Annotated in this window: 16 protein-coding genes; 5 read left to right on the top strand and 11 right to left on the bottom strand. The window is 44.0% G+C overall.

Features of this window, described 5'->3' with window-relative positions; genetic code table 11:
* Nucleotides 1-17 precede the first annotated feature (17 nt).
* Nucleotides 18-1,331: an exonuclease SbcCD subunit D gene (locus MSWH1_RS08525; protein ID WP_048127736.1), complete on the top strand. Its 1,314-nt coding sequence runs from the start codon at nt 18-20 to the stop codon at nt 1,329-1,331.
* Nucleotides 1,321-5,196: an AAA family ATPase gene (locus MSWH1_RS08520; protein WP_048127734.1), complete on the top strand. Its 3,876-nt coding sequence runs from the start codon at nt 1,321-1,323 to the stop codon at nt 5,194-5,196. Before MSWH1_RS08525 ends, MSWH1_RS08520 begins: the two co-directional genes overlap by 11 nt.
* A gap of 260 nt (nt 5,197-5,456) precedes the next feature.
* Here the strand turns inward: MSWH1_RS08520 and MSWH1_RS08515 are convergent, their stop codons facing one another.
* From MSWH1_RS08515 to tnpA, 5 genes are all read right to left on the bottom strand, one after another.
* Nucleotides 5,457-8,765: an ATP-dependent helicase gene (locus MSWH1_RS08515; RefSeq protein WP_048127732.1), complete on the bottom strand. Its 3,309-nt coding sequence runs from the start codon at nt 8,763-8,765 to the stop codon at nt 5,457-5,459.
* Nucleotides 8,766-8,890: 125 nt separating this feature from the next.
* Nucleotides 8,891-9,130, bottom strand: coding sequence for a hypothetical protein (locus MSWH1_RS08510; RefSeq protein ID WP_048127729.1), 240 nt, complete (start codon nt 9,128-9,130; stop codon nt 8,891-8,893).
* Nucleotides 9,131-10,158: 1,028 nt separating this feature from the next.
* Nucleotides 10,159-10,281, bottom strand: coding sequence for a hypothetical protein (locus MSWH1_RS20535; protein WP_255350498.1), 123 nt, complete (start codon nt 10,279-10,281; stop codon nt 10,159-10,161).
* A 605-nt stretch (nt 10,282-10,886) separates the two neighbouring features.
* The gene (locus MSWH1_RS08505; RefSeq protein ID WP_048127727.1) at nt 10,887-14,654 is read right to left on the bottom strand and encodes a hydantoinase B/oxoprolinase family protein; all 3,768 of its coding nucleotides are present in this window, start codon (nt 14,652-14,654) and stop codon (nt 10,887-10,889) included.
* A gap of 618 nt (nt 14,655-15,272) precedes the next feature.
* Complete coding sequence (gene tnpA / locus MSWH1_RS08500; protein WP_082088079.1) at nt 15,273-15,632, bottom strand: IS200/IS605 family transposase; 360 nt, start codon at nt 15,630-15,632, stop codon at nt 15,273-15,275.
* A gap of 472 nt (nt 15,633-16,104) precedes the next feature.
* Here tnpA and MSWH1_RS08495 point away from each other — a divergent pair, with 472 nt between their 5' ends.
* Complete coding sequence (locus MSWH1_RS08495) at nt 16,105-18,681, top strand: hypothetical protein (protein ID WP_048127725.1); 2,577 nt, start codon at nt 16,105-16,107, stop codon at nt 18,679-18,681.
* 88 nt (nt 18,682-18,769) lie between these two features.
* Here MSWH1_RS08495 and MSWH1_RS08490 read toward each other — a convergent pair whose 3' ends face one another.
* Together MSWH1_RS08490 and MSWH1_RS08485 are read right to left on the bottom strand one after the other, a co-directional pair.
* Nucleotides 18,770-19,024 carry a DUF2121 domain-containing protein gene (locus MSWH1_RS08490; protein ID WP_048127723.1) on the bottom strand — a complete coding sequence of 85 codons (255 nt, stop codon included), beginning with the start codon at nt 19,022-19,024 and terminating at the stop codon, nt 18,770-18,772.
* 11 nt (nt 19,025-19,035) lie between these two features.
* Nucleotides 19,036-20,148 carry a phosphoserine transaminase gene (locus MSWH1_RS08485; RefSeq protein WP_048127721.1) on the bottom strand — a complete coding sequence of 371 codons (1,113 nt, stop codon included), beginning with the start codon at nt 20,146-20,148 and terminating at the stop codon, nt 19,036-19,038.
* A 320-nt stretch (nt 20,149-20,468) separates the two neighbouring features.
* Between MSWH1_RS08485 and ade the strand changes: the two genes are divergently transcribed.
* The gene (gene ade, locus MSWH1_RS08480) at nt 20,469-22,130 is read left to right on the top strand and encodes an adenine deaminase (protein WP_048127720.1); all 1,662 of its coding nucleotides are present in this window, start codon (nt 20,469-20,471) and stop codon (nt 22,128-22,130) included.
* Nucleotides 22,131-22,202: 72 nt separating this feature from the next.
* Here the strand turns inward: ade and MSWH1_RS08475 are convergent, their stop codons facing one another.
* Complete coding sequence (locus tag MSWH1_RS08475; RefSeq protein ID WP_048127718.1) at nt 22,203-22,784, bottom strand: DUF2121 domain-containing protein; 582 nt, start codon at nt 22,782-22,784, stop codon at nt 22,203-22,205.
* 202 nt (nt 22,785-22,986) lie between these two features.
* Entirely contained in the window at nt 22,987-23,211 is a 225-nt protein-coding gene (locus MSWH1_RS18125; RefSeq protein WP_082088078.1) for a hypothetical protein, read from the bottom strand.
* 547 nt (nt 23,212-23,758) lie between these two features.
* On the opposite strand from MSWH1_RS18125, the gene MSWH1_RS08465 reads away from it, so the two are divergent.
* Complete coding sequence (locus tag MSWH1_RS08465) at nt 23,759-24,175, top strand: hypothetical protein (protein ID WP_048127716.1); 417 nt, start codon at nt 23,759-23,761, stop codon at nt 24,173-24,175.
* A 388-nt stretch (nt 24,176-24,563) separates the two neighbouring features.
* Here the strand turns inward: MSWH1_RS08465 and MSWH1_RS08460 are convergent, their stop codons facing one another.
* Both MSWH1_RS08460 and MSWH1_RS08455 read right to left on the bottom strand, forming a co-directional pair.
* Entirely contained in the window at nt 24,564-24,854 is a 291-nt protein-coding gene (locus MSWH1_RS08460; RefSeq protein WP_048127714.1) for a hypothetical protein, read from the bottom strand.
* A 173-nt stretch (nt 24,855-25,027) separates the two neighbouring features.
* Entirely contained in the window at nt 25,028-25,258 is a 231-nt protein-coding gene (locus tag MSWH1_RS08455) for a polysaccharide biosynthesis C-terminal domain-containing protein (protein WP_048127712.1), read from the bottom strand.
* Between the last annotated feature and the right edge of the window lie 28 nt (nt 25,259-25,286).

Here is a 25,286-nt window from a genome sequence, read left to right as displayed (position 1 = left end):
TGTTAGGGGTACCTCCAATGAAAAAAAGAGAACTGTCGGTTGATACTGATAGGAACGGGACTTTGAGTTTTGTCCATGCAGCTGATTTGCACCTTGACAGTCCATTTGTAGGAATTTCCGGGATTGATCAAGAGCTGGGAGAAAGGCTTGCAAAAGCTACTTTTCAGGCTTATGAAGCTATTATTGAGCTATGTATGGAAGAAGAAGTTGATTTTCTGCTCATTGCAGGGGACGTGTATGATAGTGCCGACAAGAGCCTCTATGCCCAGGTCAGGTTTATAGAGGGACTCCGAAAGCTTGAAACCGCCGGGATTCAGGTTTTTATCTGCCATGGGAACCATGATCCTCTTGACGGCTGGTCGGCAAGCCTGAAGTGGCCCGCAAACGTGCACACCATGAGGGGAGATAAAGCGGAAGTTGTGGAATTCAAAAAAGAAGGAGAAACGGCTGCTTTTGTTGTTGGAATGAGTTACCCTACCCGTCATATCATGAAAAACCTAGTGAAAGACTTCCCGAAAAAAGAGAATCACTGGCCGTTTACCATAGGGCTTCTCCACTGCAGCGTGGGAAGTTATCCTGAGCATGACCTTTACGCACCCTGTACCCTGCAGGATCTCAGGGAGCCTGGCTACGATTACTGGGCTCTTGGACACATCCATACTCCTTCCGTGGTTTGCAAGGAAGCTCCTGTTGTAATATATCCGGGCAACCCGCAGGGCAGGCATCCAGGCGAGACAGGAGCCAGAGGGTGCTGTCTTGTGAACGTTTCTTCCGGAGGGGTTATTTCTACAAAATTCATCGAGACCGACTCTGTCCGCTGGCATATAAGGGAAGTTTCCATAGAAGGCCTGGAAAAAGAAGGGGAACTGGTAGAAAGCCTTCAAAGCCAGCTTGACGAGATCAGGGAAAATTCAGGGGGAAGGTCTGCGATTTGCAGGCTGGTTCTCAGCGGAAGAGGACCTTTGCACAGCACTCTCAGGAAAGAGGGTTTTCTTGAAGATCTTCTCCATACGCTCAGGGAAGATGAAATCCGTAGCCGGCAGTTCACCTGGGTAGAACGCATTGAAAATGAAACACTCTTTCCAATAGAAAGAGAACTGCTTTTGAAAAGGGAGGACTTTGTGGGAGACCTGGTTAAAATCGTGGAGGGCTTAAAGACTGATGAAGAAGCCCTGGACGAGTTTCATGAAGTCCTTTTCCCTCTCTTTAAATCCGGCAGTGGGGGCAAATATATCTGCAAAATTGATGATGATGAAATGAAATCCCTGCTCCAGTGTGCTGAAAACATCCTGCTTGATGCCCTGCTCACGGAGGAAAAGCATGAAAATTGATGCCATTCATATCGACGGATTTGGCAAGTTTTCCAAGCTTTCGGTGGAAGACCTGCCTTCCGGCCTGGTCATATTAACAGGAGCAAATGAGGCAGGAAAATCAACATTATTCACTTTTATCCGGAGGATGTTTTTTGGCATCCCCAACACAAGGTGCAACCTCTATCCCCCACTTGAAGGAGGGCAGCATGGGGGAAGACTTGTTGTAATCGATTCTGAAAGGAAGCGCTGGGTCATAGAGAGAAACACAGGCCGAAAAGACGATGTAAAAGTCGTGCTTCCCAATGGGAATACCGGGAGCAAAACTGAACTTCTTAAACTCCTGGGTCATGCAGACAGGAACGTTTTTGAAAACATCTATGCTTTTGGCCTTGAAGAGTTGCAGAGTTTTGAGACCCTGAACGACCAGAGCATCAACAGCAAACTCTACAGTGCAGGCACAGGGGTCGGAGTCTCCATTCCGGAACTTATGAAGTCCATCAACAACATGGAAAGCAACCTGTATAAACCCAGGGGCAGAAAACCCCTTATTAATGAGCTACTAAGAAAAATCAGGAAGACCAATGACGAAATTGCCGAATTTGAAGAAGCCCAGAAAAAATACGATACCCTTCATCTCGAACTTGAACAGAGAAACCTGGAAATTGATCAGTTAAAAGAAAAGTCCCAGAATATACGGAAAAAATTAAACCACGTCCAGAACCTGCTTTCCGTATGGGACGACTGGAGAGCCCTGCAGGAGTCAAAAACTGACCTTGGAACTTTGCCCGAGCTTGGGAGTTTCCCTGAAAAAGGGGAAGAAAAGCTTGAAAGGCTCCTGGATAAAATTGAGGGAATAAGGGAAGATGTTTCACGGCTGGAGCAGGATCTGGAAAAAAATGCCGTTAACGAACGAAACCTTTCTCCGGACGAAAGCCTGCTCAGACAGAAAGATGCGGTGCTTGAACTTGAAAGCGGGCTTGGGAAATACAGGTCCGAAGTAAAAACGCTCCCGACCCTGGAAGCAAAGCTCAAGCAGGAAGAAGCCAGGCTTTCCGAGCTCCTCCTGGAACTGGGTCCGGACTGGGATGAAGAGGCTCTGAACCACTTTGACCGTTCAATCCCGGCAAAGGAAACCGTCATCAAGATGCGAAAGGCGGTAGAGGAAATTGAGGCTAAAATAAAGGAGATCCAAAACGAGCTCAAGCAGGTCCTCACCAGCATCGAACGGGTCCTTCAGGAAAAAGACGTCTTTGAAGAAAGCCTCCTGGTGTACAGGAACCAAGTAATCGAACTTGGAAATGGAATCGAGAAATATCGGGCTGATAAGAACTCCCTCCTTTCCGAAACCCGGGAAGTTCAGGCCAGAAAAGCCGAACTGAAGGAAACCCTTTTAGGGCTCGGGGAAGGCTGGGACGAAACTACCCTTGCCCGTTTCGAGCATTCGACCCCTTCAAAGGAAAACGTGCTTGCAAAGCGAAGGGAAATGGAAGAGACTGAAAAAACAATCGAAAGGTACCACGACAGACTCGAACTTGCCCTTGGGGAAATCGAAGAAGTCCGCGAGGAAATCGAAGCCCTGGAAGAAAAACTCGGGGCATACTCAAAGCTTCCCGACCCTGAAGAGGTAAAGCAGGGACTTGAAGCCATAAGCTACCTCAGGGTGAAGCAGCCTCTCCTAAGGGAAAAAGAAAACGAACTCAAAAACCTGGAAAAAGACCTGGAAAAAGAAGAGATGCTTTTTGCAGCCTTCAGGCCCCGAGAAACTGAACATGAGGAAGGGCTTCCCCTCTGGCCTGCAGAAATGCTCCTGCTTGCAGGCAGTATGGGCCTGATTTACGAGTACATAAACGGAGCCCTGCTCCCCGGGCTTGGCATATTTTTCCTCCTTTTTGCTACTTCTGCCATATACTTCCTGAAAGCCAGGAAAAAGCCCTCGAGTCAGCCGTCAAGTCCTCCTGCCGGCGAGGAGCGCCTGAAAGGGACCGAAGCCCGGAAACAAAAAGCACAGGACTCAAAGGAAAAGCTGTCCGGAGAGATTGCTACCCTGAAAGAATACATGAAAATCCAGGCAAAAAAGTGTGGGTTTGAAGACATTCCCGATCCCTCGGCTCGGGAACAGAAAGCCAATGAACTGCAGAGAGTCCTGCTTGATTTGAAAACTGCCGGGGAACTGCGCCAGGGAAAGGACAAGCTCCGGAAGAAGCTGGAGAAGTTAGATGCAGCTTACCAGGAACTTGAAGGTAAGCTGAAGTCTGGAGAGAAAAAGCAGGAAGAGGTTCGCCAGGAATGGAAAGAATGGCTTCTTTCTTCAGGGCTTGACCTGGAACTTTCTCCTGAGCATGTGCTTGAACACCTTTCCACGATCAAAGCCTGCCTGGAAAAGCAAAAAAGCGTTAAAGAGCTGGAAAAACAGGTGCAGATCAGGGTAGCTGCTGTTAAAAAGTACGAAGAAAAAGCCCTTGGCGTTCTGGAAGCCTGCGAAAGACCTGTTTCGGGAATCACACTTGACAGTGAAATAGCAAAGCTCAGGGAGGATGTAAGTTTTGCATATAACCAGGCTGAAAGGATGAGGACCCTTGAACTTGAATCCGAAAGCCTTGAGCACAAAAAAGAAGAGCTCGAAGCCCGACTCCTTGAGGAAAGAACGCAAAGGGACGCCCTCTCCGAAAAGTGGACTCTCTGGCTTGGAGATTACGGGCTTGATCCCTCACTTTCTGTAGAAAGCGTGCTTGAAATCTTCTCGGTAATCAGGACCTGCTTTGATAGGCAGCGGACGATCCGGAGCCTTGAGGAACAGATAGCTTCCGGCAAAACTTCGATAGAAGCCTATGAAGCAAAGGTTGCCGGGGTCCTGCAGGAATGCAGATGTCCGTTTTTCGGGCTTTCTTTCGATACCCAGGTTGAAAAACTTCGTTCGAACCTTGAAGAGGCATCCGAGGAGGCAAGGAAACTGGAGCAGCTGAAAATGAGGTCAAAAGAACTCAAGATCGAAGTTCAGGCAGCCCGGGAAAAGTCTGAAACTGCTGAAAAAGAGCTTGCAGTTCTTCTTGAGTCCGGCTCTGCAGCAACAGAAGAAGAGTTCCGTGAAAATGCACGGCACTGGGCTCAGCGGACCGAGCTAGAAAACAAGGTAAGGGAAGCTGAACAGCAGATCCGAAGGGTTTCCGGGGACGGGGAAAAGTATAAGCTTTTCGTAGAAGAACTTCAAGCCTTAGACCCCCCAAGCCTGGAAGAAAAAAAACGCAGGCTGGAGGAATGCCTGGAAACCCTTGAACAGGAGACCTCCGAGAACATGGACAGACGTGGAGCGATAGGAAACCAGATCGAACAGCTCGAACACGGAAGTGAAGGTTCCCTGGCAAGGGTAATGCAGGAAAGCCTTCTGGGAGACCTTCACGAAAAGTCAAGGGAATGGGCATCCCTGGTCCTTGCCCGGAAAGTCCTTGCCAAAGCAATCGAAGTCTATGAAAAAGAAAGGCAGCCCGCAGTCATCGTGGAAGCCCAGGCCTTTTTCACAAAGGTCACTGGAGGCAGGTACACGCGGATTTATTCTCCGCTCAACTCTTCCGAGATTTACGTTGAAGACCGGGAAGGCCGCCAGAAGAGCGTCCAGGAACTCAGCCGGGGAACAGCTGAACAGCTTTATCTCTCCCTGCGTTTCGGTTTTATAAGGGAATTCGGGAGGCATTCGGAATCTCTTCCTGTCGTTTTTGATGACGTGCTGGTAAACTTTGACCCCGAACGCTGCAAAAGCACCTGTGAAGCCATAAAGGACCTTGTCCCGGGCAACCAGCTCTTTTATTTCACCTGCCACCCCGAAACCGTAGAAATTCTTGCAGGAAGGTTCCCGGAAGCCCGGATTGTAGACCTTGATGCGGTGTAATAAGGGAGTTGAAGCATAAAATAGTCAGACTAAAAGAATTAAAACTAAAACGTTTATGTATAAATTGTCGTGAAGCCCTTTAATCTGGGAACCGGATTCCAATTCCGGTTCCTGGTTTTTAGATATCACCTGGTTTTTATCTTATGTACTTTATATCAGATTTCAGGATTACATTGTAAGCAAATCCTCTGAATCTACAGTTCTCAACTTGCCGTATATTTCAGAAAAAGTCATTCTACCAGCTCATTTTTTAATTGACCTTACAGATTAACACCATCACAATACAACCTGAACCCACACCCCTTGCAGATTTCAGGATCCTCTGTCTCCTTAAACCCATGCTCAAAATCATGGGCAATATTTCGTGCAGTTTGGACCATAGCGTCAATTGCCCTACTGTCAAGGGGACTTACCCGGCCTTCAGTGCTGCCGTACTTTCCATCCTCCTGCAACTCAAAAACGCGAGGTTTTTCCAGAGCTAGCATATCAAGCGTGAGCCTCTTCACCCGATATTCCGGATGCATGTGTTCAAAACCTTTTGCGTAAAGCAGAAGCTGTCTTGAACGGTCTTCGGGGCTTACATCATATTTTCCGGTTTTGTAATCGATAATTTCAACCTCTTTTGTGGAGGGGTCAAGCAAATCGATCCGGTCGATCTTTCCCCTGAAAACAAATCCTTCGATAGGAACACTAAACCATTTTTCAACCATGAGATTATTTGAAATCCGGTCTTTATTTCGGAGCCAGAATACTTCAAAAAGAGGAAAAGTTGATTCCAGATCCACATACATCCATTCAGGCTTTTTATGAAGATTTTCAACTATCTTGTAGAGTGCCTGCTTTTCCGAAACTTTTTCTTTAACTGCAATCTCTAGCACCTCATGCACGAAACTTCCCTTTGCCATGACTCCTGTCGAATCTTCGTTCTTTCGGCTTGGCATGCGCAGGATTTCCTGTAATTCATACTGTCTCGGACAGTTTTCGTACAACTTCAAAGTGGAAAAGCTGAACCCAAACGCCTCCGGATTGAATCTCAAGCCGTTGCTTCTGATCTCCACTTTTGAGAGGATCTCTCCTGCTTTTTCAGTCGGATCTACAAGGTCCCATTTTTGCTTCAATTCTTCTAGATAGTTTCCACATCCACCATCTCTTAGAGCCCTGTAGACCATCAAGTAGTGTACAGCTTCTTCAAGATCCTTATCAAGAGCCTCAATAAGCAGTCGAACACATTTGTTTTTCTCTCTTTCAAGCTCGTTGTCCTTTACAAGACCTGCGGTTTTAACCTCAAGGTCTTTCCGATAAGACAGGCTCAACTCATCAAAAGCGATTTCCTTTTCCATATCACCTTTTGTCCTATCAGCTGTATCGGTGTTTATATCCCGCCAGTGGTCATACCCGATTTCCATTAGAAACTCAGAGGGTTCTTTCTCCTTACCACCATATTCCAGAGAAAGAGTTAGTATAAGGTCTTCTTTTGCTCTTGTAAAGGCTACATAGCAGAGCCTGCGTTCCTCTTCGAGCTTGATCTCTTTTTTCCGCTCACGGATTGCCTTTTCAAGTGCGGTTTTGCTCAGGCCCATTGAAAATAGATCCCTGTACTGGTTCATCATTTCCAGTGGAATCAGGGGTTCCTGCCCGCCCCTGAATAGAGGAAATTTGTCCTTTGCCATGCTGGTCACAAAAACGACCCTGAATTCGAGTCCCTTTGCTGCATGGATACTCATTAGGCTTACAGCATCATCCTCCCTGATCTTTGCCGATGCAGGGTTGCCTCCCATTTCGTCCAGAATCTCCAGATAATCAATGAAGCCAAAAAGCTCTCTGTTGTAGAATTGTTCATAATTCTTTGCCATTTCGTGCAGGTTTCTCAGGTTCAGGAAAGCTTCCCTGGCTTTCAGCGTATCCAGCCTATTAAGGTGCCTCATAAGCCCACTGTGATCATAAATTTCAAGCAAAAGATCAGAAACATCCAGCAGGTTTTTCTCACCAAGGACCCTGATTGTTTCTTTAACCTTTCCAATAGTATTGCACCCATTTTCACTTAATCTGATCTCATCAAGATGATGGTAGATAGCTTCCTGAAAAGAAATCTTGTTTTTCTTGATGAACTCCCCTATCTGAACGGAGTCACGGTTCTCCAGGCCATTATTGTAATGAAAGAGCCGCCACCAGGCCTCCGTTCCTCTGGGAGTCGGGTCCGTGAGGTTATTTAATATATAGAGATAGGAAAGCACTGTTTTGATTTCGGGCTGTTTTAGATAATCAGCATCGTCTTTCACAACTACAGGTATTTCCCGCCTCTGGAGCGCCTGCCTGATCTGCCTACCCTGGTTATGGGTTCGATAAAGGACTGCAATTTCGTTTAGGGGAATGCCCTTTTCGATATAAGATTCGATCTGCTCGACGACTTTTCTTGCTTCTTCCCCTTCGTCTTTTGTTTCCTGGATGACGACGTTTCTGCCTTTGTTATTGTTGCAGTTTTTGAGGAGAATGCACTCGCTTTTCCGGTCTTCGGGATAATTCTGTGAGATCAGCTTGTGAGCGACCCTTAGGATTTTGTTCGTGGACCTGAAACTCACATCTAGAGACACTATATCCTTTTCTGAAATTCCGAATTGCTTTTTAAAATCCTCTATATTGTTTGAGTACGCTCCCCGAAAAGCGTAGATACTCTGGTTCGCATCCGCAACAACCGTGATATTTTGCTCCCGTGCGGTCAGGTGCTTAATAAGTTCGAACTGCACGTAGTTAGTGTCCTGGAACTCGTCCACAATGATGTGAGTATAGGTATCGTTAAGCTCTGCTGTGCCGCAGGTATTCAAGAACTCAAGGGCAATCCGGTTGAGATCTCCGTAATCAAGGCAATTTAGGGCTCTCTTTTTTTCTTCATATGTTACCCAGGCGTGGGTGAAATCAGCATATTTTCGGTATTCCTCATAAAGTCCAATGAAGTCCTGCCAGTTTTTCTTTTCATTTTTCAGGGCTTTTTGCTGGCTTTTATCCTTTAAATGAAACGTGTTCAAGTTGATCTTACATTCGGTATAAAACTGCTCCAATCTGCTTTCTTCAGCAAACTCAAGCAGGGATTCCTTCTTTGTTTCAAGATAAGCTTTGAACTCATCAATCGAAATGTTGAGGTCCTTTGCCTTTGCAATTGTGCTGGAATATAAAGCTGCATTTCTCGGACTGGTGCCCAGTTCCTTATAAAGCAGGATAGCTGAATCAATATCCTCAAAAATAGTAAACTGCTCCGAAACTCCACACTTTTCAGAATTATCTCTTATCAATTCGGCACAGAAAGCATGAAAAGTACTCACTTTCACATCTGTTCCCTGCCCGAGAAGCTCATGGATTTTCTTTTCCATATTTCTGGCGGCTTCCCTTGAAAAAGTAAGGGCAAGGATCTTTTCCGGTTTAACTCTCTGTACTTTGATCATGCAGGCGATTTTGCTGGTGATTGTTGTGGTCTTGCCTGTACCTGCCCCTGCAAGGATTAAGAGAGGACCCGAAGTGTGTTCAACTGCGTCTATTTGCTTGGAAGTGAGGGTTGCGAGGAGTTTTTCTAACATGGGAATACCCTAAGACAGTTCACTTTATTTTGTGTGCCAGAAAGCGAGACATATATAAAAAATAGCCTCTTTTTAGAAGAAAAATGCCTGCCTATTCAGAATTTTTAACCGTCAATCCAGTCAGATCACATTTTATTAGAGTTTTGCTTATTAGTTATTTTAATTAGTTTTTTTATTTTAGTAATAAGGTAAAATGTCCTTGCTTTCGCCCTATTCAAAATTATTTCATATGCACAAGGTATTATGGAAATTGCACCTTTGTCCCTCTCGCCAGGAGTACAATCAGGATTTACGCTGGCACCTTTTAAGAAGCATTGGATCCTTGTCTCAGTGCTAACCCCAATGCCACACTTTCTAAGTTCCATTGCATAATCTTTTACTTGTCTCTATTTATCATTACCAATTTCCCATTTACCCTTTTTAAGTTCAACGACTAAAACCTTATTAAGCTCATTGACTTCGCTTCTTTTATCGAAAGTAAAACTAGTATGTACTGATACAGAACCATTTGGTAAGACAACAAAGTCTTATTTCCTATTGGGAGCTTTAAAAGAATTAGAACCTGTAGATTAAGTGTAAAATAAGCATGTTTTGTTGAGAGAGGATTTACTCAATTTTTAAATGATTATTTATATTAAGAAACAGTCATTCTGTCACTTTTATATGGTCTGTTATTATATATATAATTTTATTCATACATTCTGGCAATCAAATTTGTTCCTCTCCAAATGACAATCAGTAACAAGCATTATTTCTAAAAAAAGTTGCCAGGGAAGTATCAGGGGTGGATGAAAAGTTTGATTGGAGAATTATACACTCTAATCTTGAAACGTTCACCTTTTCTATGCAAAAAGAAAATAATAAGAAATGTAAAACCATGGAGGTAAATGATATGTGGAGATATGGAAACGGCTGGGGGCACTGGGGCTACTGGTGTCGCTGGGGTCACTGCGGTGGCCGGGGCGGCCAGAGGCATTGGGGTCGCTGGCACTAACCTTAACATCTAGCCAGCAACTAAGTCTAAGACAGCAAATTAACCTAAAAAAAGTATAAAGCTATCTTTTCAAGACATTGAGGTAGATTCCTGGTAAACTGTCTTGAATTGATGGCTATAAATTTTGATACTTATTAATATCTTCCGGGGTCACCAGTCATTAGCCCCTGGAAATTAACGGCAATCGATTCAAAACCAAAAAGTAATAAAAAACCTCAAAAATACATTACTCGATTCATGACCATTCGATTCATGACCATTCGATTCATGACCATTCGATTCATGACCATTCGATTCATGACCATTCGATTCATGACCATTCAATACTCTTGATTCATAAGAATTACAGTGAAATTGCTCAAAAGCCACAAGAAAAAAGGGCTGCTGCAGAAAAAGTGATTATGCTCTTGCAAGCGTTGTAAGTAATCTCTTCCTATCCAGGAGCACTTCTTCAAGAGTCCTCAGGAAATCCTCATGATCCTCAAATGTAAGATATGCCTCACGATATGTCTCTTTTTCCATGTTAAAACCTCACCTGCACCTTAAGTCTTTCTCTGTATTCCTCAATTACTTCTTCCCACGCTTTCCGGAATGTTTCAGAAAGTAGGGTTTTGAGTCCCGAGCCCAATTCTCAGGTTCCTACCTGTATCCAACCCAAAGATTAAGAGGAAACCCTATTACTCTTAATCTATACTTCTATAATGTCTCAGAGATATATATCATAATTGATGCGAAAGATTGTTTCTGATTTGATATTTTTATATAATCAAATGGTTATGTTATATCAAAAATTTTAATGGTATTAAAATAAAACACATGAAACTATTTTTCACTTAAAAACAAATTTTTATATAAAAAATTGAAAATAATTTATCAAATTATTAGATGCTGGTGTTAGGAAATGGAGTTGGGAAATAGAGTTGGTGCATCATCAAAATAAAAGATACCCTGGAATAAAAATAAAAGACACCCCGGGGGCGCTGATCCGTCTTCGAATCAATTTGCTTGGGGGAGCATAATATTCGAAGAGACTGTATGGGGGATACAGTAAATGCAGCGTCTTCAGGCTTCTTCTACATTACTTATGCTGGGAATTCTTTATTGAGTCTTATTCAATTCTAGTATATTCACTTTAGATCTGATACATTTCTGTTCCTACTTTTCTGTTCTTTTTTCTCCTGTTTGTGCTTCTCACCATATCCTCCTCCACCCGGCGTCTCGATAACAAAAACATCTCCGTTTTTAAGCTTAATTTCTGCCTGTCCCCCAACCTCCATAACCCTGCCGTCCCTGCGGATTAGCGTGTTCTTTCCGCACTCACCGGGCATGCCGCCATTTAGCCCGAAGGGTGGGAGTTTCCTGTGGCTTGAGAGAACAGCAGCATGCATGTCCTTCAGGAACCTGATTTTTCGGATAACCCCATTTCCACCCCTGAATTTCCCCTCTCCTCCACTTTCCTGCCGGATGGAAAAATCCTCCAGAAAAACCGGGAACCTTGTTTCAAGGATTTCAGGGTCGGTAATTCTCGAGTTGGTCATGTGAGTATGGACAGCATCTGTCCCTGAAAATCCTGGGCCTGCTCCTGCTCCTCCGCAGATGGTTTCATAGTACTGGAAATCCGAATTTCCAAAGGTGAAATTATTCATGGTACCCTGAGAAGCAGCCATTGTACCAAGAGCTCCGAAAAGAGCATCAACAATGTACTGTGAAGTTTCAACATTGCCTGCAACAACTGCTGCAGGATATTCTGGCTTGAGCATGGAACCCTCAGGGATAATAATTTCAAGCGGCCTTAAACAACCTGCATTAAGAGGGATATCACTTTTTACAAGCGTCCGGAAAGTATAGAGGACAGCAGCCAGACAGACCGAGGCAGGGGCATTGAAATTATTTGAAAGCTGAGGGGAAGTACCCGTAAAATCGATCCTTGCACCCCGGTGCTTGCGGTCAATGGTGACCTTCACTTTAATGGCACTTCCGTCATCGAGCATGTAGGTGAATTCTCCGTTGGAAAGCCTGTCAATAACTCTTCTTACAGCCTCTTCAGCGTTATCCTGCACATGGTTCATGTAAGCTTCAACGGTTTCGAGGGAGAATTCTTCAACCATCCTGCGCAGTTCCTGCAGCCCTTTTTCATTTGCAGCTACCTGGGCCCGGAGGTCTGCCATATTTTGGTCCGGGTTTCTTGCAGGGTATTTCCCCGAGTTTAACCAGACCCTCAGCTTTTCTTCACAGAAATGACTCTGTTTGACTATTTTCATGCCTTCGCTGAGCACCCCTTCTTCTTCAATGGTCCTGCTGCCCGGAGGCACTGAGCCTGGGTTTATCCCTCCTACGTCGGCATGGTGACCCCGGGAAGCCAGATAAAACAGGACATCTCCGGAACTGCCAAACATCGGAGTGACAACCGTGATGTCCGGGAGATGAGTCCCTCCGTGGTACGGGGAGTTAATCAGGTAGACATCCCCTGCCTGCATTTCCTGAAACTGTGTTCGAATAAGGGATTTTACGCATTCCCCCATGGAACCCAGGTGCACGGGGATGTGAGGGGCGTTTGCTATAAGGTTTCCATACCTGTCAAAAATAGCACAGGAGAAGTCCAGCCTTTCTTTTATGTTTACCGAGTAGGCTGTGTTCTGCAGGGTATAGCCCATCTGCTCGGCAACGGACATGAACCTGTTGTTGAAAATCTCGAGCATTACAGGGTCAGCTTCTGTCCCTATGGCGGTGTGGGTCGGGAGAGGAATCTTACGATGCAGGAGAAGATGATCGCGTTTCGTTATCTCTCCTTCCCAGCCGGGTTCGATAATAATGGTCGTATTTTTCTCGATAAAAATCGCAGGTCCGCTTATGCAGGTTCCCGGTTTGAGTTCCTGTCTCTGGAAAACAGGAGTCTCATGGAATTCCCCATAGCTGTACATTTGAACCACCAAGACGGGAGAAAAGGCAGGGTTTGTTTCGGTTTTCAGTAAAGGGTCCAAAACTCTCTCAGTAATCCCTATGATTTCCACGGAAACGGCTTCAATAACCATGGCTTTACCCTCTATCACAAACCCGAAGCGTTTCTTGTGCGCTTCTTCAAAGCCGCGTCTGAGGGCGTCCTTATCTGCAAAATCCACAGCTAACTGCGTATCCGAACCCGCATAACGCATATGGGCTTTAAAGAGCACAGCAATGCAGTCTTCCTGCACTCCCTGTTCCAGCATCATCAGGCGGCTGTCATTTTCAAGCCTGGCAAAGACTGTTTTCAATTCCTCTATCAGCCCGTCGGAAAGTTCTGCTCCCACATAACTCTCTTTTATCAGCCTCTGGTCTGCAAGCCCCATCCCGTATGCTGAGAGCACCCCTGCATAAGGGTGGATGAAGATCCTTTTGACCCCGAGGCTGTCTGCAACCCTGCAGGCGTGCTGGGCACCGGCTCCTCCGAAGCAGCATAGGGTATATTCTTTTATGTTGTATCCCCGCTGGACCGAGATTTTCTTTATGGCATTTGCCATATTCTCGACTGCGACTGAAAGAAAACCTTCTGCTACCTGCTCTGGAGTCCGTACACTGCCTCCACTTACAGCCTCTTTTTCAGAAACTTCTTTTGCAATCTCTGAAAATTTCCGACGTACGATTTCGGAGTCAAGGGGCTGGTCCCCATCGGGTCCGAATATCTTCGGGAACAATTCGGGCTGCAATTTCCCAAGCATGACATTGCAGTCGGTAACCGTAAGAGGTCCACCTTTTCGGTAAGATGCCGGTCCGGGGTCTGATCCAGCAGAATCCGGGCCTACCCTGAACCTGCTTCCTTCGTAGTGAAGTATGGAACCCCCGCCTGCAGCTACGGTATGGATGCGCATCATAGGAGAACGCAGGCGAACACCTGCAATCTCGGTTTCAAGACTGCGCTCGTATTCCCCACTGTACTGAGCCACATCAGTGGAAGTCCCCCCCATATCAAAAGTGATGACCTTTTTTGCTCCTGCCATTTCCGAAGTTGCAACTGCCCCCACAATTCCACCTGCCGGTCCGGAGAGAATGCAATCTTTGCCCTGAAAAGTGTCCGCACCTATAAGCCCGCCGCTGGACTGCATAAACATGAGTCTTGGAGTGTTTTTTCCCCTGTATTTTTCTTCAGGATTTTTTTCTTCCGGACTTCCTTCCTTTTCGCTTTCTTTTTCTTCTATTTCAGCCCCTCTTTCTTCCAGAGTTTTCTGGATCATATCAATGTACCTGCGGAGTACCGGAGAAAGATAGGCATCCACAACAGTAGTTTCTCCCCTGCTCACGAGTTTTATCAAAGGGCTCGCCTGATGGGAAAGGGACACCTGTGTAAACCCTATCTCCCGTGCAAGCCTGCCTAGTTTGAGTTCATGTTCAGGATACCTGTAGGCATGCATGAGTACAATTGCAGCTGAGCGAATCCCGGCTTTGTAGGCTGCTTCAAGCTCTTTTTTAGCACTTTCGAGGTCCAGAACTACAAGTTCTTTTCCATCGGCTCTGAACCTTCCGGAAACTTCGATGACTCTTTCATACAGCTGGTCAGGAAGTTCGATCTTCTGAGCAAAAATATCCGGACGGTTCTGGTATCCTATCCTTAAAGCGTCTCCAAACCCTTTCGTTATTGCAAGAACAGTCCGTTCTCCTTTTCGTTCAAGGAGGGCATTTGTGCCAACGGTTGTGCCCATCTTTACGGCTTCGATCAGTTCCGCAGGCAAGGAAGCATCTTTTGGAAGCCCGAGGATCTGGCGGATCCCGTGCATGGCTGCATCTTTATAATGAGCAGGGTCTTCGGAAAGGAGCTTGTGTGTGATCAGTTTTCCGTCAGGGCTGCGGGCTACGAGATCAGTAAACGTGCCTCCGCGGTCTATCCAGAACTGCCAGCGGGCTTTTTGGGGTTGGGAAAACATGAGATGAATATAATTGTGTAAGTAATATTAATTCTTAATTCAACAGGAGCCTGTCTTGCATCAACCGAAGGCAACAGGAAGTCCACAAAAGTCTGAAGTTGATGTACTGACCCGGGTTGGATATGATACCGATTCAATTAAGAGTCAGGTAAAGGGTTGATTTGTGATATTTAAGTATAGAAACTTCGGGTCCTCACCGCCCGCTTACGGGCGGTCTTTCCAGTAAAAATTTGTAATAACTTATATGGCAACCCTCTTTCCCGTTTTATATTGCAAACATATCGAAACAAAAGGTCAGATTTGAACAGTAAAGTAGCTACCTGCATTAGAGATTTAATATATATTTAACGGCGAATAATATTAAATAAACCTGTTTCCAAAGGAATAAACGTCAAATATTAAGGATTCTTTTTTAATTTAATAAAATAATTAATCTGACAATGTCAAGTTAAGTGAAGTTTTGGTTTGAATATCAAATCCAATGGAACGGCAGAGTCAGATGGAATTATTTCTGCTATGGTATGAACGGCTCCGGGTTCATGAAATATTCCATCGACCGTTTATATGAAGAAGCGTAAAACCCCTGAGTCTTTAGCTCAGGGGATATAAGCGTCAACTTCAACCCTGATTCCGTATGTAATATTCTGCCGCCTCTTTACTAACATTTCCGATAATAGACGCAAAATAACCATCACTCCATAACGTATTCTCACCCCAATAATACTTTTTCAGATATTCTTTTTGAGTTTTCCATAACCTGTTAGTATATTCTTGTTTCAATTTTCTGACAATTGACAAAACGCTAACTTTCGGCTCACTCTTGATCAAGAAATGAATATGGTCTTTGTCAGTTTCCATTTCAAGGATTTCAAAGTTAGACTCTTTTGAAATGTCAATCATAATCTGTTTGAGTTCTTCGCTAATTGGTTCAAGTATGACTTTTTGGTATTTGCAAACAAAAGCTGAGTGGTAGTTCACCTTATATCTTTCACAGACCCCGTTTTTTCGAAAAAAAACCTTCTTTTCACTACCGCCGGAGCTTTGCCGGATACACGAACAGGTACTGAAAAGAAAAATTTGAAAAGAATTGAAAGAAACAAAAGGTTAATCCTCCCGGACCCAGAGTCATTTTTACCGCTGTTCACATTAAAATTTCTTAAGCATATCGCGTAGCATTTAATCCTTTTTTTGCCCGAATCTTTCAAATATACTTACTGAAAAACTTTAATAATTTGGAATACTATATATAAAAATAATGTTAATGTGGAGTCCGGACAGTGGGAAAAGAAAGCAAAACGGTATAAAATGATTTTCTCAATGACAACTTTATTTTTTTGGGATTTCACCAAAAAACGTTTAGCAGGCATTAACGGCTGTAGATCTTGATTTAGTAGGCAAGGCTGCAAAAAAGGCAGTATATATGAAAGTTAGTAGTGTCGGAAGTGATTCTTTGACAGCTAAAAGAACAATATCAATAGAAAAGCCCTTAATCGCACTTGAAGACGTGGATCCCGCGGATGAAAAAAAGATCCTTGAGTTTTTGAATACCGTTGAGAACGCAGAGGAAATTGCAAAAATCGTAGAATTTCCCGACGAACCCGATATCGGGATAAAAGTTGCTGAAAAAATACTTACAAAAAAAAATAAGATCGGAAGTTTCAGTAATCTCAAAGAAGTTATGAATGTTAAGGGAGTGGGTCCAAAGAGGTTCACTGAGCTGGTATCCGCCGTTTCAGGCAAATATGAGGTCGCTGAAACGGAGAGGACTTACTTTAAGTACCTGACCGCGATAAACCCCAATTATTTCGGGAACCTGAAAGAAAGTTCATTAAAAGCTGTAAAGGTGATGGCAAATAAGACCACCTATGAAGAACTGAAATGTGTGGGTTTTAACCCCAGGTTCGAACGGATGGAAGCCGTAATACATATCAAAAAGTCTTCCGGTTACGGTGGCAATCTCTGTTCCGGCGGGACCCCCGAATATATCCGCTTCTATGTGGACTGGGACGATACGGACACATGGGAGGACCTTGGGGTGGTCAGCTTCAAGGCTTACAATATACCCGGAAACAAACCCCTGGAATATGCTGTAAGCATCCCTCTTGATGCTAAGAAGAAGTGGTGCATAAAAGAAAACATTCCGAAAGTACGGGCAATCCTGTCCTGGAACAACTCTCCTCCTGCTGAAACCCCGGATTTTGTACCGGTATGGGGGAATTCACTCGATGCATATATCCAGATAGATGCCCTCAGGTTTGTTCTCATAAAAGATGTTCTTGAACTGGAAGCGGTCAACATCCCGGAGAATATCCTGGAGCTTGTGGACCTTGAGAAAGAAATTACCTTCAAGGAACCTGAAAAGCTTGGCTTGCCAAAACTTCTCCAGCTATACAAAGACAAAGAAGTACCCGGACAGAGGTTCGGATTTTCACAGATCAAGAACCTGCTCGGTAAGGATACGCTTTCCCTCGGGCAAAAGGTTGCGGAAAAATCCGGCAAAAGTGTCATTGCCGCCAGCACCGTATCCCTGCATGACACCCTGATCGATTCAGGGTTTGAGCTCTCTGTAGTACCTGGCATAATTGAGGGACTCGTGCCGATATCCTCAGGGGACACGACATACGAGGAGCTGAAATGCATCGGCCTGAACGCGAACCTGGAAGAGCTAGCCGGTGTAATCGAACTCAAGAAGTCAAATGGCTATTCCGGAGGCCTGTGCACCGCCGGAAGTGAGGAGTATGTGGCGTTCTGGGCAGACTGGGGAGACGGAGACGGCTGGACATATGTGGGAACCTCAGTGGTGAATGTGCACGATATCAAAAATACCCCTTCGGGGAAACTGCAGTACTCCGTGTTTTTGCCCGTGAACCTCACAGGCCGCCACAAGCCCTGCAGTGAGGGAGCAAAAATTGTTAAGGTCCGTGCAATCCTTTCATGGGAAGTGGCACCACCTGCATGGGACCCGAACTATATTCCCAGATGGGGTAACCGCAGGGATACGCTTATGCATATACCTCCAGGCCCGACCGTCGAGGAAGGGGACCACACGCCTTACATCTCAATTGTCGGCAACATGGGGATCGAGGACATCGACAGCTCAACCGGGCTTGCTACCGGTACCGGAGTAATGGCTGCTTTCACCGCAAACGAAAGCCCGTTCGGCGGGGTGGTGACCATCTGCGGACATATTGCATTCCCGCCAAATACCTTCACAGGAAGCGGGACGAGCGTAATGCCCCTCAAGTACAGGGTGTTCGTACGCCGCAGCCTTCCGGGCGAACCCTGGCAACAGCTGACCAATTCCTTCAACGTCAAACTTGTGGACCAGGTGGGTTCCAGTTTCACCGGCCCCTATAACCACACACAGAAGCTTGATTCCGACGGATATTACACATATCTTGAAGATCTGGAAGGAAACGAAAGGCGTTTTGTGGAAGGCTTTGTACTGGCAAAGTGGATTACGAGCGCTCCCATGGATGGGTTGTGGGAGATTTGTATGGAAGCCTTCGACCCCATGACATTGATAACATATCCGGCACTGAATGCGGATGGGACTGACCAGATCATAAGGGTTATGATTGATAATACATGGCCGATACCTGACCTGAGCATTACCGGGTACATCCGGGATGGAGTTACAAATCCGGCAGAGGGATGTGGAGCTTTCAGACAGGGAGATATCATCCACGGCACCTACAGTATGAAAAACAACTATATCCGCAGTTTCTACCTCAGGGCCGAACCTTTGAACCCGGCGGATGGCGGAGAGTTGTGTGTCCAGCCAGGCACTACCCCCTGTACGGCAAGCTCGGGTTGGAGCACCCCTCCCTCGGTAACCCGGACTTATCCGTCTCCAGTCGTTTCCACCACCGGAGAAGAAGGTGTATGGTCACTGAAGACCGAAGAAATGGACCCCTGCGGTTACATCATGAGGTTGTACGGGTCTGACAGGACCATCATCAACAGCGGCTCTATTGGACATTACAGCGGAAAAAGCGTTGGATTCTGCCTGTTGAAAAAAAGCTGAAGAAGAACAGGGGATGAAAGGGTTTAAGGGCCCCTTCATTTACTTTTTTTCATTAAATATGATTTTGAGTGGCTCCATCCATAACCGCTTATTTCATATCCTTTTTGACAATTCCGGACACGTCAACCTCCGACACTGTCTGCAAAAGCATATAATTTTTGCTGACGGAAGCTGCCTTTCTTGCCGCTGTCTCCATGGCAAGCATTATGATTTTCACCTCAATCTCCAGTTTTCCGTTTTTCCAGTTGTTTTTGAAACATTTGTTAGCTATTGTTTTTGTCTTGTCGCTATCAACAAAAAAGATAATAACGATCTCTTGTGAATCCTTCTTTGTTGATAACAAAAAGAATTTTATTATTCAATCGAATTGTAAGCCCATTCGATCCATTCACAGAGGCATTCCAAATCCTCTTTCTCGATGGTAGCACCACACCAGATGCGCAAGCCTGAAGGGGCATCCCGGTAAGAACCGATGTCATAAGCAACTTTTTCATTCTCAAGCATTTTAATCAGTGTTTTAAGCTTTTCGTCGGGTAAATCAACTTTAAAGCAGACACTGGTGCTGGACCTTATCTCTTTTGTTTCCGCTAAGAAATGGATCCAGTTGTTTTTAGCAACAAATTCCTCAAAGACCGCCAGATTTTCATTTGCCCGCTGGATAAGTTGTTTAAGTCCTCCGATAGACTCTGCCCATTTCATTGTTGCCAGCCAATCTTCATTAGCCAGCATGGATGGGGTGTTAATAGTAGAGCCTTCAAAAATCCCCTTATTCAGTTTACCACCTTTGGTCAGGCGGAAAATCTTGGGCAATGGCCAGGTAGGAGTATAGCTTTCTAACCGCTGAACCGCCCGCGGAGATAAAATCAGCATCCCGTGTGCACCTTCCCCACCTAAAACCTTCTGCCATGAGAAGGTAATGACATCTAATTTATGGTAGGGTATATCCATAGCAAATACAGCAGAGGTGGCATCACAAAGCGTGAGCCCTTCCCGGTTATCAGGAATCCAGTCGCCATTGGGTACTTTGACCCCGCTAGTAGTCCCATTCCAGACAAAGACTACATCATTCTTGAAATCGACCTTCTTTAAATCTGGTAATTTCCCGTATTCTGCCTCAAAAACTCGGGTATCTTTTAATTTTAACTGTTTAGTGATGTCGGTTGCCCATTCTTTACTGAAAGATTCCCAAACCAGAACATCAACCCCGCGACACCCCAGCATGGACCACAAGCACATTTCAAAAGCGCCTGTATCGGAAGCCGGTACAATACCTACCAGATAATCAGCAGGAAGTCCAAGCATATCTCTTGTTCTTTTAATTGTTTCAGCTAATTTTTCCTTGCCTAATTTGCTTCGGTGTGACCGGCCAAAAGGTGTATCCTTCAGCTCTTCAACAGAATACCCTGGATGTTTGGCACAAGGTCCAGAAGAAAAACAAGGATTTTTAGGAACTCGTGTTGGTTTCATTTTGTATTTTCCTTTTTTGGTACTGTTATGTCTTAGGGAGATAAGAAATTTTCCAGTTACAGGCGAAAATGTAATTATAGTCATCCCCGAAGATTTGACAGTGTACCTTTTATTTTTCTTTTCATGCTACTTTTACATGGTCAAAACCGATGTTCGTAGCCAACAAAAAAAGTGCCTATATATTTTTATAGTTTTTGTATTTGATGAAAGGTAATCGACCAATTAACCTGTATCTTTCTTTTTTTATTCTTTTTTATCCAAGTTCCCAATACTGGTTTTTTGGAAAAAATTTATACATTGTTGGGGAGAAATAAATCCACATGAAAAAGTACCTGGGGATTATTGTCGACGCCGTTTCCAGACGGCAGTTCAAAGGAGAGATTGCCGTTGAAAACGGGAAGATTATTCATGTTGAAGAAAAGGAACACGATTATGAGCATTATATCCTGCCGGGGCTTGTGGACGCCCACGTGCATATCGAAAGTTCCATGACCGTGCCTTCGGTTTTTGCCCGGATGGCTGTTGCAAGAGGGACGGTTGCCGTGGTCAGCGACCCGCATGAGATTGCAAACGTTATGGGGGAAGAAGGTATTGACTACATGCTTGAGGATGCGAAAAAATCCCCTCTGAAAATCTTTTTTGGGGTGCCCTCATGTGTACCGGCAACTTCATTCGAATCCGCAGGGGCAGTCCTGGATGCGGAAGCTGTAGACCGCCTGCTGGCAAAGGAGAACCTGTATTACCTTTCCGAGATGATGAATTTCCCTGGTGTTATTATGGGATTCCCCGAGGTAATGGCAAAACTGGAATCCGCAAAAAAGTACGGAAAGGTCGTGGATGGGCACGCACCCGGTTTGAGAGGAGCCGATCTTCAGAAATACATCGGGGCAGGAATTTCCACAGACCACGAGTGTTTTACTTACGAAGAAGCGGCTGAAAAAATAAAGCTCGGGATGAAGGTCCTGATCCGGGAAGGGAGTTCAGCCCGGAATTTTGAAACCCTGTATAGTCTGATAGATGAATACCCCGAAATGGTCATGCTCTGCACCGACGATTCCCATCCTGATACCCTTATCTATGAAGGGCATATTGATAAACTGATCCGGCGCGGGCAGGAAAAAGGGCTTGACATCTATAACCTTATCAGGGCAGCAGTGATCAATCCGATGGAGCATTACGGGCTCAATGTAGGGCTGCTGCGCGAGGGTGACCCTGCAGATTTCATCATGGTAGACGACCTGAAGTCTTTCAACGTACTGAGCACCTTCATTGAGGGAAAATGTGTTTACGAGAACGGAAAGGTTCTTTTCCCTGTAGAAAAAGTTCCTGCAAAAAATGTGTTCAACCGAAATAAAATTTCAATTAATGATGTAAAACTCGCTGTGCCGGCTGGAGAAAAAGGGGACTCAAAGGAAAGAATGCAAAAAATCAGGGTGATCGTTGCCCAGGGCGGAGAACTGGTTACAGGACAGGAACTGGCTCTGCCTGGAGTCGAAAAAGGAAACCTGGTTTCGGATCCTTCCAGGGATATTTTGAAGATGGTCGTCCTGAGCAGGTATGCGGATGACCCTGTTCAAATCGGTTTCATAAAGAATATAGGCTTGAAGAAAGGCGCTATTGCCAGCAGCATTGCCCACGACAGTCACAATATTATTGCAGTTGGAGCCACTGATAAGGATATAGTCGAAGCTGTCAACCGGCTGGTGGAAAACAAAGGAGGAATCGTTGTTGGCACCGCAGACAATCTTCTTGATCTTCCGCTTGAGGTTGCGGGCCTTATGAGCACCCTTGATGGAAAAGAAGTAGCTTCACGTTACCGGCTGTTTAATGAGGAAGCCCGGAAACTGGGAACATCGCTTGAGTCGCCTTTTATGACCCTTGCATTTATGTCGCTTCTGGTAATTCCTGAACTTAAACTTGGGGATAAAGGCCTGTTTGATGTGACGAAATTTGAATTTGTCGAGCTTTTCGTAGATGAGTGAGCAGAAAAGGCCTGTGCAATTCCCCCAACTTCTGCTTTTTAGCCTTTCCTGCTTTTTCTGTCTTTTGCCTTTTCAGCTATTTCTGTCCTTTTCCACAATTTTCAAAACATCAACATTCGATGCTGTTTGCATGATCACGAACTGCTTGCTCACGGAAGCTGTTTTCTTTGCTGCGGTTTCCATACAGAGCATGAGGATTTTTACTGCATCCTGAAGGTTGCTTTTCTTTGTCCAGTTGTCCTTGAAACACTTGTTAGCAACCTGTTTTGTAAACTCATTTCCGAAAGCTATGAAATTGCTGCCTTTTCCCTGTGAGGTGAGGGTAAGTTCCGAGTCCCTGAGTTCAGCGATTGCATAATTTCCTGCCGAGGCATACAGCCTTCTTTTTTTAACGATGCCCCCTTCAACTGAGGAGACTTCTCCAATAAGAATGCTGTTTCTCTCCGACACTTTGCTCTTACAGTCAGTAACCGTTATTTTAATCCCTAATTCCTCTGCTTTTTTTTCAAGTTCTTCGTCTGTAACTATTGCCCCACTGTAAAGCTCTTTTTCAAGTTTCTGCCTTTGTGAGCTATCTCCCTCAAAAATAATTTCTCTCATATCTCCAGTCATTACTGCGCCATTCTTTCCTATAAAAGCGATAACTAAGGTCATTTTGATTTCTCCATAACCTATATTAAAGTGCCCTTCAGTCTTTAAAGTGCTTATTTCCTATTACTTTAGCTCTATAGAGAATCCTCAAGTGATGTAATTTGTTTTTTCTGTGAATTCCAGAAAGAGTAACTAAAGAAACCCCTTTACAAATCCATATGCTTTGAGATGAACCACACATCCTTTTGGAGAAATATCTACTGTTTCATGTATCAAACAAAACAAATTCTGGATTAAAACCACGTTCTTCGGCTTTGTCAAGCATATCAAGGAAATGGTCATTCTTTGTTTTGTCTTCTTCATCGATGTTATAAATTCGAAAATCGATAGATATAACGGTTGTACCGTTTGTCCAAACTAAGGTAACCAGACCCATTCCTTTTACAGTACGATGATGTTTTCCACTCCACATACGACGAACAAAAGCCATTTTTTTGTGTATGGTTTATTTAATGTTGAATCGCCAACAATTAGAAAGCCTTCCTTAGGCTTGACATGATTTTTTACTTCATTCCATAGTGTTTCCGTGTCTGAAGGTTGCCTTTGAAGGAAGTGCATAAAAGAGTCATGAGCAGGACCATTATCTGCAGAAAGAAAAACATCTAGCAGCTTTAGTACAGCTATAAACGTTAGGTGCCGAATTGAGGTAGAGCCTGTATGACTTGTTCTCAGTAGGGGGAAGGATGACTCAGGAAGTCGCTAAATTTTTAGTTTAGTGGCATTTCACAACCATAAATCCATATAATTATATATTTATATTTGTATAATTTTTAAAAAGAATATACGGTGTTCGACCTTTCAAGCGTGTAAGTCCTATAGATGTGATATATTATAGCTCCTCGTTTTTTTGTGTGTTTAACCCACACAAAAACAGATACTGTCTTGAATTAAAACTGATCTTACCCACGGGAAATAGTGAAGATTCATTATCAGAGAAATAATAAATTATATCTATTACCTCTTTCAGATACCTATGTATGGGAACTGATGAGAAATTCAAAGCAGGTAATATCATAAAAATAATAACTAACTGGTACGATGCAATCAAAGTGAGACCAGAAGACAAGGAAATTTTTATGAAAATTTTGAAAGTTGATATTACTAACCCCGTATTCCATATGCACATCTCCAAAAATGGCGACGAACTCGATTATAAAAAACTTGCAAATTTTATCCGTGGGGACATAGAGGATATCGAAAAACTGATAAAAAACAAGAACAAATATTTTAACAAAGATCTTCATGAAGAAGTCGTAAAATTTAAAAACTACCTTGTCAAATACAGCGAATCAATTGAGGCAGGAGAAACTGCCAGGCTGGAAGAGATGGAAAAAACTATCCTGAACGTCTCGGAAGAATATTCTGCAATCCTCGACGAACTTTTCGTTGAATAAGATTTTGGAAACCTAAAAACAAATCAAAATCGTTGTATATTGACCAATCCAACCTTCAAAAAAATAATATATTTAATGGCTTATGGTAGCCCAAGCCCGTGTATCAAACAAAACGAAGACACGGCACAGAGAATAAGGTTGTACGGGTAAAAGAAATAGTAATTTAGTTCTCTTGAGCGAAGATCACTGCTAAAATCTGTAAATTAGTCCTCTTGAGCGTAGCGAAAAAGACCACATACTGTTGCGATTACATCGCAACTCCCAGAAAATCTCCGATTTCCTGCGATCCCAAAGTGCAATTCGGGCAATCGGGAAATCAATAAAAAGCCATGAAGTTTCAATTTTGCCTTTTTACACTTCACAGCTTCAGCTTGTTTTTTTTCTCCAATTAATAGATGACTTCAATAGAGTTACCCTCTCTATCAGTAGCCTTTATCCTTATTAATTGGGGTAAATGAAATTTTTCATTTTGACGCATTACAGCCTCATAATTATCACTATTATACATTTCAGCATCAGGTATGTTTTTTTCAGCAAATGTTGGCTTTTTTTTCTCCAAAGAAGGCCTTTTCGAGCTCATTTTCGGAAATGGACGCATTCTTGAGATATGTGTTAACCCTCTACAGGCTGAACACTTCACTTTTTTTCTTCTATTTATTTGAAAATTGTTTCCAATCATGAGTCCCCACTCCTTTTTTACTCTCTTATTTTTATACTCAATTATTTTGTAAAATTTTTGATATTGATGTATATCCTCTCACCACATATATCTCTTTTGATTTTTCGACAGACTTGTCTTCAAACAACAGTGATTTAATAATTTTACTTTAGATTTTTTAGTCTGGGTTCCTGTTAGAAGAGTTGCTTTTCCGAAAAGAGCCTGGCTGATACCAAAAAAGATGCATGTGCTGTGACCTCCAGGCATTCAAGGTCATTAAGATCTCTAAATGTGAAGGACACAGAAAATGCTGCTGCTACACCTATCATACCATACTGCGGTATCAGTACAAAGTTAAGTACTGCACTGATTCCTGCACTTGCAACCGAGCATTTCCTCAGGAAATCTGAGTCTCCTGATACCATTATGGTATGGTAGTTAAATCCAAAGTAA

It is taken from the genome of Methanosarcina sp. WH1 (assembly GCF_000970005.1).
Lineage (GTDB): Archaea > Halobacteriota > Methanosarcinia > Methanosarcinales > Methanosarcinaceae > Methanosarcina.
Note: the sequence above shows the minus strand (reverse complement) of the source record. Positions and strands in the feature narration are given on the sequence as shown.

Coding starts and splice junctions, on each gene's coding strand:
- MSWH1_RS08510 (WP_048127729.1), bottom strand. CDS start 9,130: ATGGAACTTAGAAAGTGTGGCATTGGGGTTAGCACTGAGACAAGGATC.
- MSWH1_RS18125 (WP_082088078.1), bottom strand. CDS start 23,211: ATGGCTTTTGTTCGTCGTATGTGGAGTGGAAAACATCATCGTACTGTA.
- MSWH1_RS20535 (WP_255350498.1), bottom strand. CDS start 10,281: ATGGAAAAAGAGACATATCGTGAGGCATATCTTACATTTGAGGATCAT.
- MSWH1_RS08485 (WP_048127721.1), bottom strand. CDS start 20,148: ATGAAACCAACACGAGTTCCTAAAAATCCTTGTTTTTCTTCTGGACCT.
- MSWH1_RS08505 (WP_048127727.1), bottom strand. CDS start 14,654: ATGTTTTCCCAACCCCAAAAAGCCCGCTGGCAGTTCTGGATAGACCGC.
- MSWH1_RS08455 (WP_048127712.1), bottom strand. CDS start 25,258: ATGGTATCAGGAGACTCAGATTTCCTGAGGAAATGCTCGGTTGCAAGT.
- MSWH1_RS08475 (WP_048127718.1), bottom strand. CDS start 22,784: ATGACCTTAGTTATCGCTTTTATAGGAAAGAATGGCGCAGTAATGACT.
- MSWH1_RS08515 (WP_048127732.1), bottom strand. CDS start 8,765: ATGTTAGAAAAACTCCTCGCAACCCTCACTTCCAAGCAAATAGACGCA.
- MSWH1_RS08465 (WP_048127716.1), top strand. CDS start 23,759: ATGGGAACTGATGAGAAATTCAAAGCAGGTAATATCATAAAAATAATA.
- MSWH1_RS08525 (WP_048127736.1), top strand. CDS start 18: ATGAAAAAAAGAGAACTGTCGGTTGATACTGATAGGAACGGGACTTTG.
- MSWH1_RS08460 (WP_048127714.1), bottom strand. CDS start 24,854: ATGATTGGAAACAATTTTCAAATAAATAGAAGAAAAAAAGTGAAGTGT.
- MSWH1_RS08520 (WP_048127734.1), top strand. CDS start 1,321: ATGAAAATTGATGCCATTCATATCGACGGATTTGGCAAGTTTTCCAAG.
- ade (WP_048127720.1), top strand. CDS start 20,469: ATGAAAAAGTACCTGGGGATTATTGTCGACGCCGTTTCCAGACGGCAG.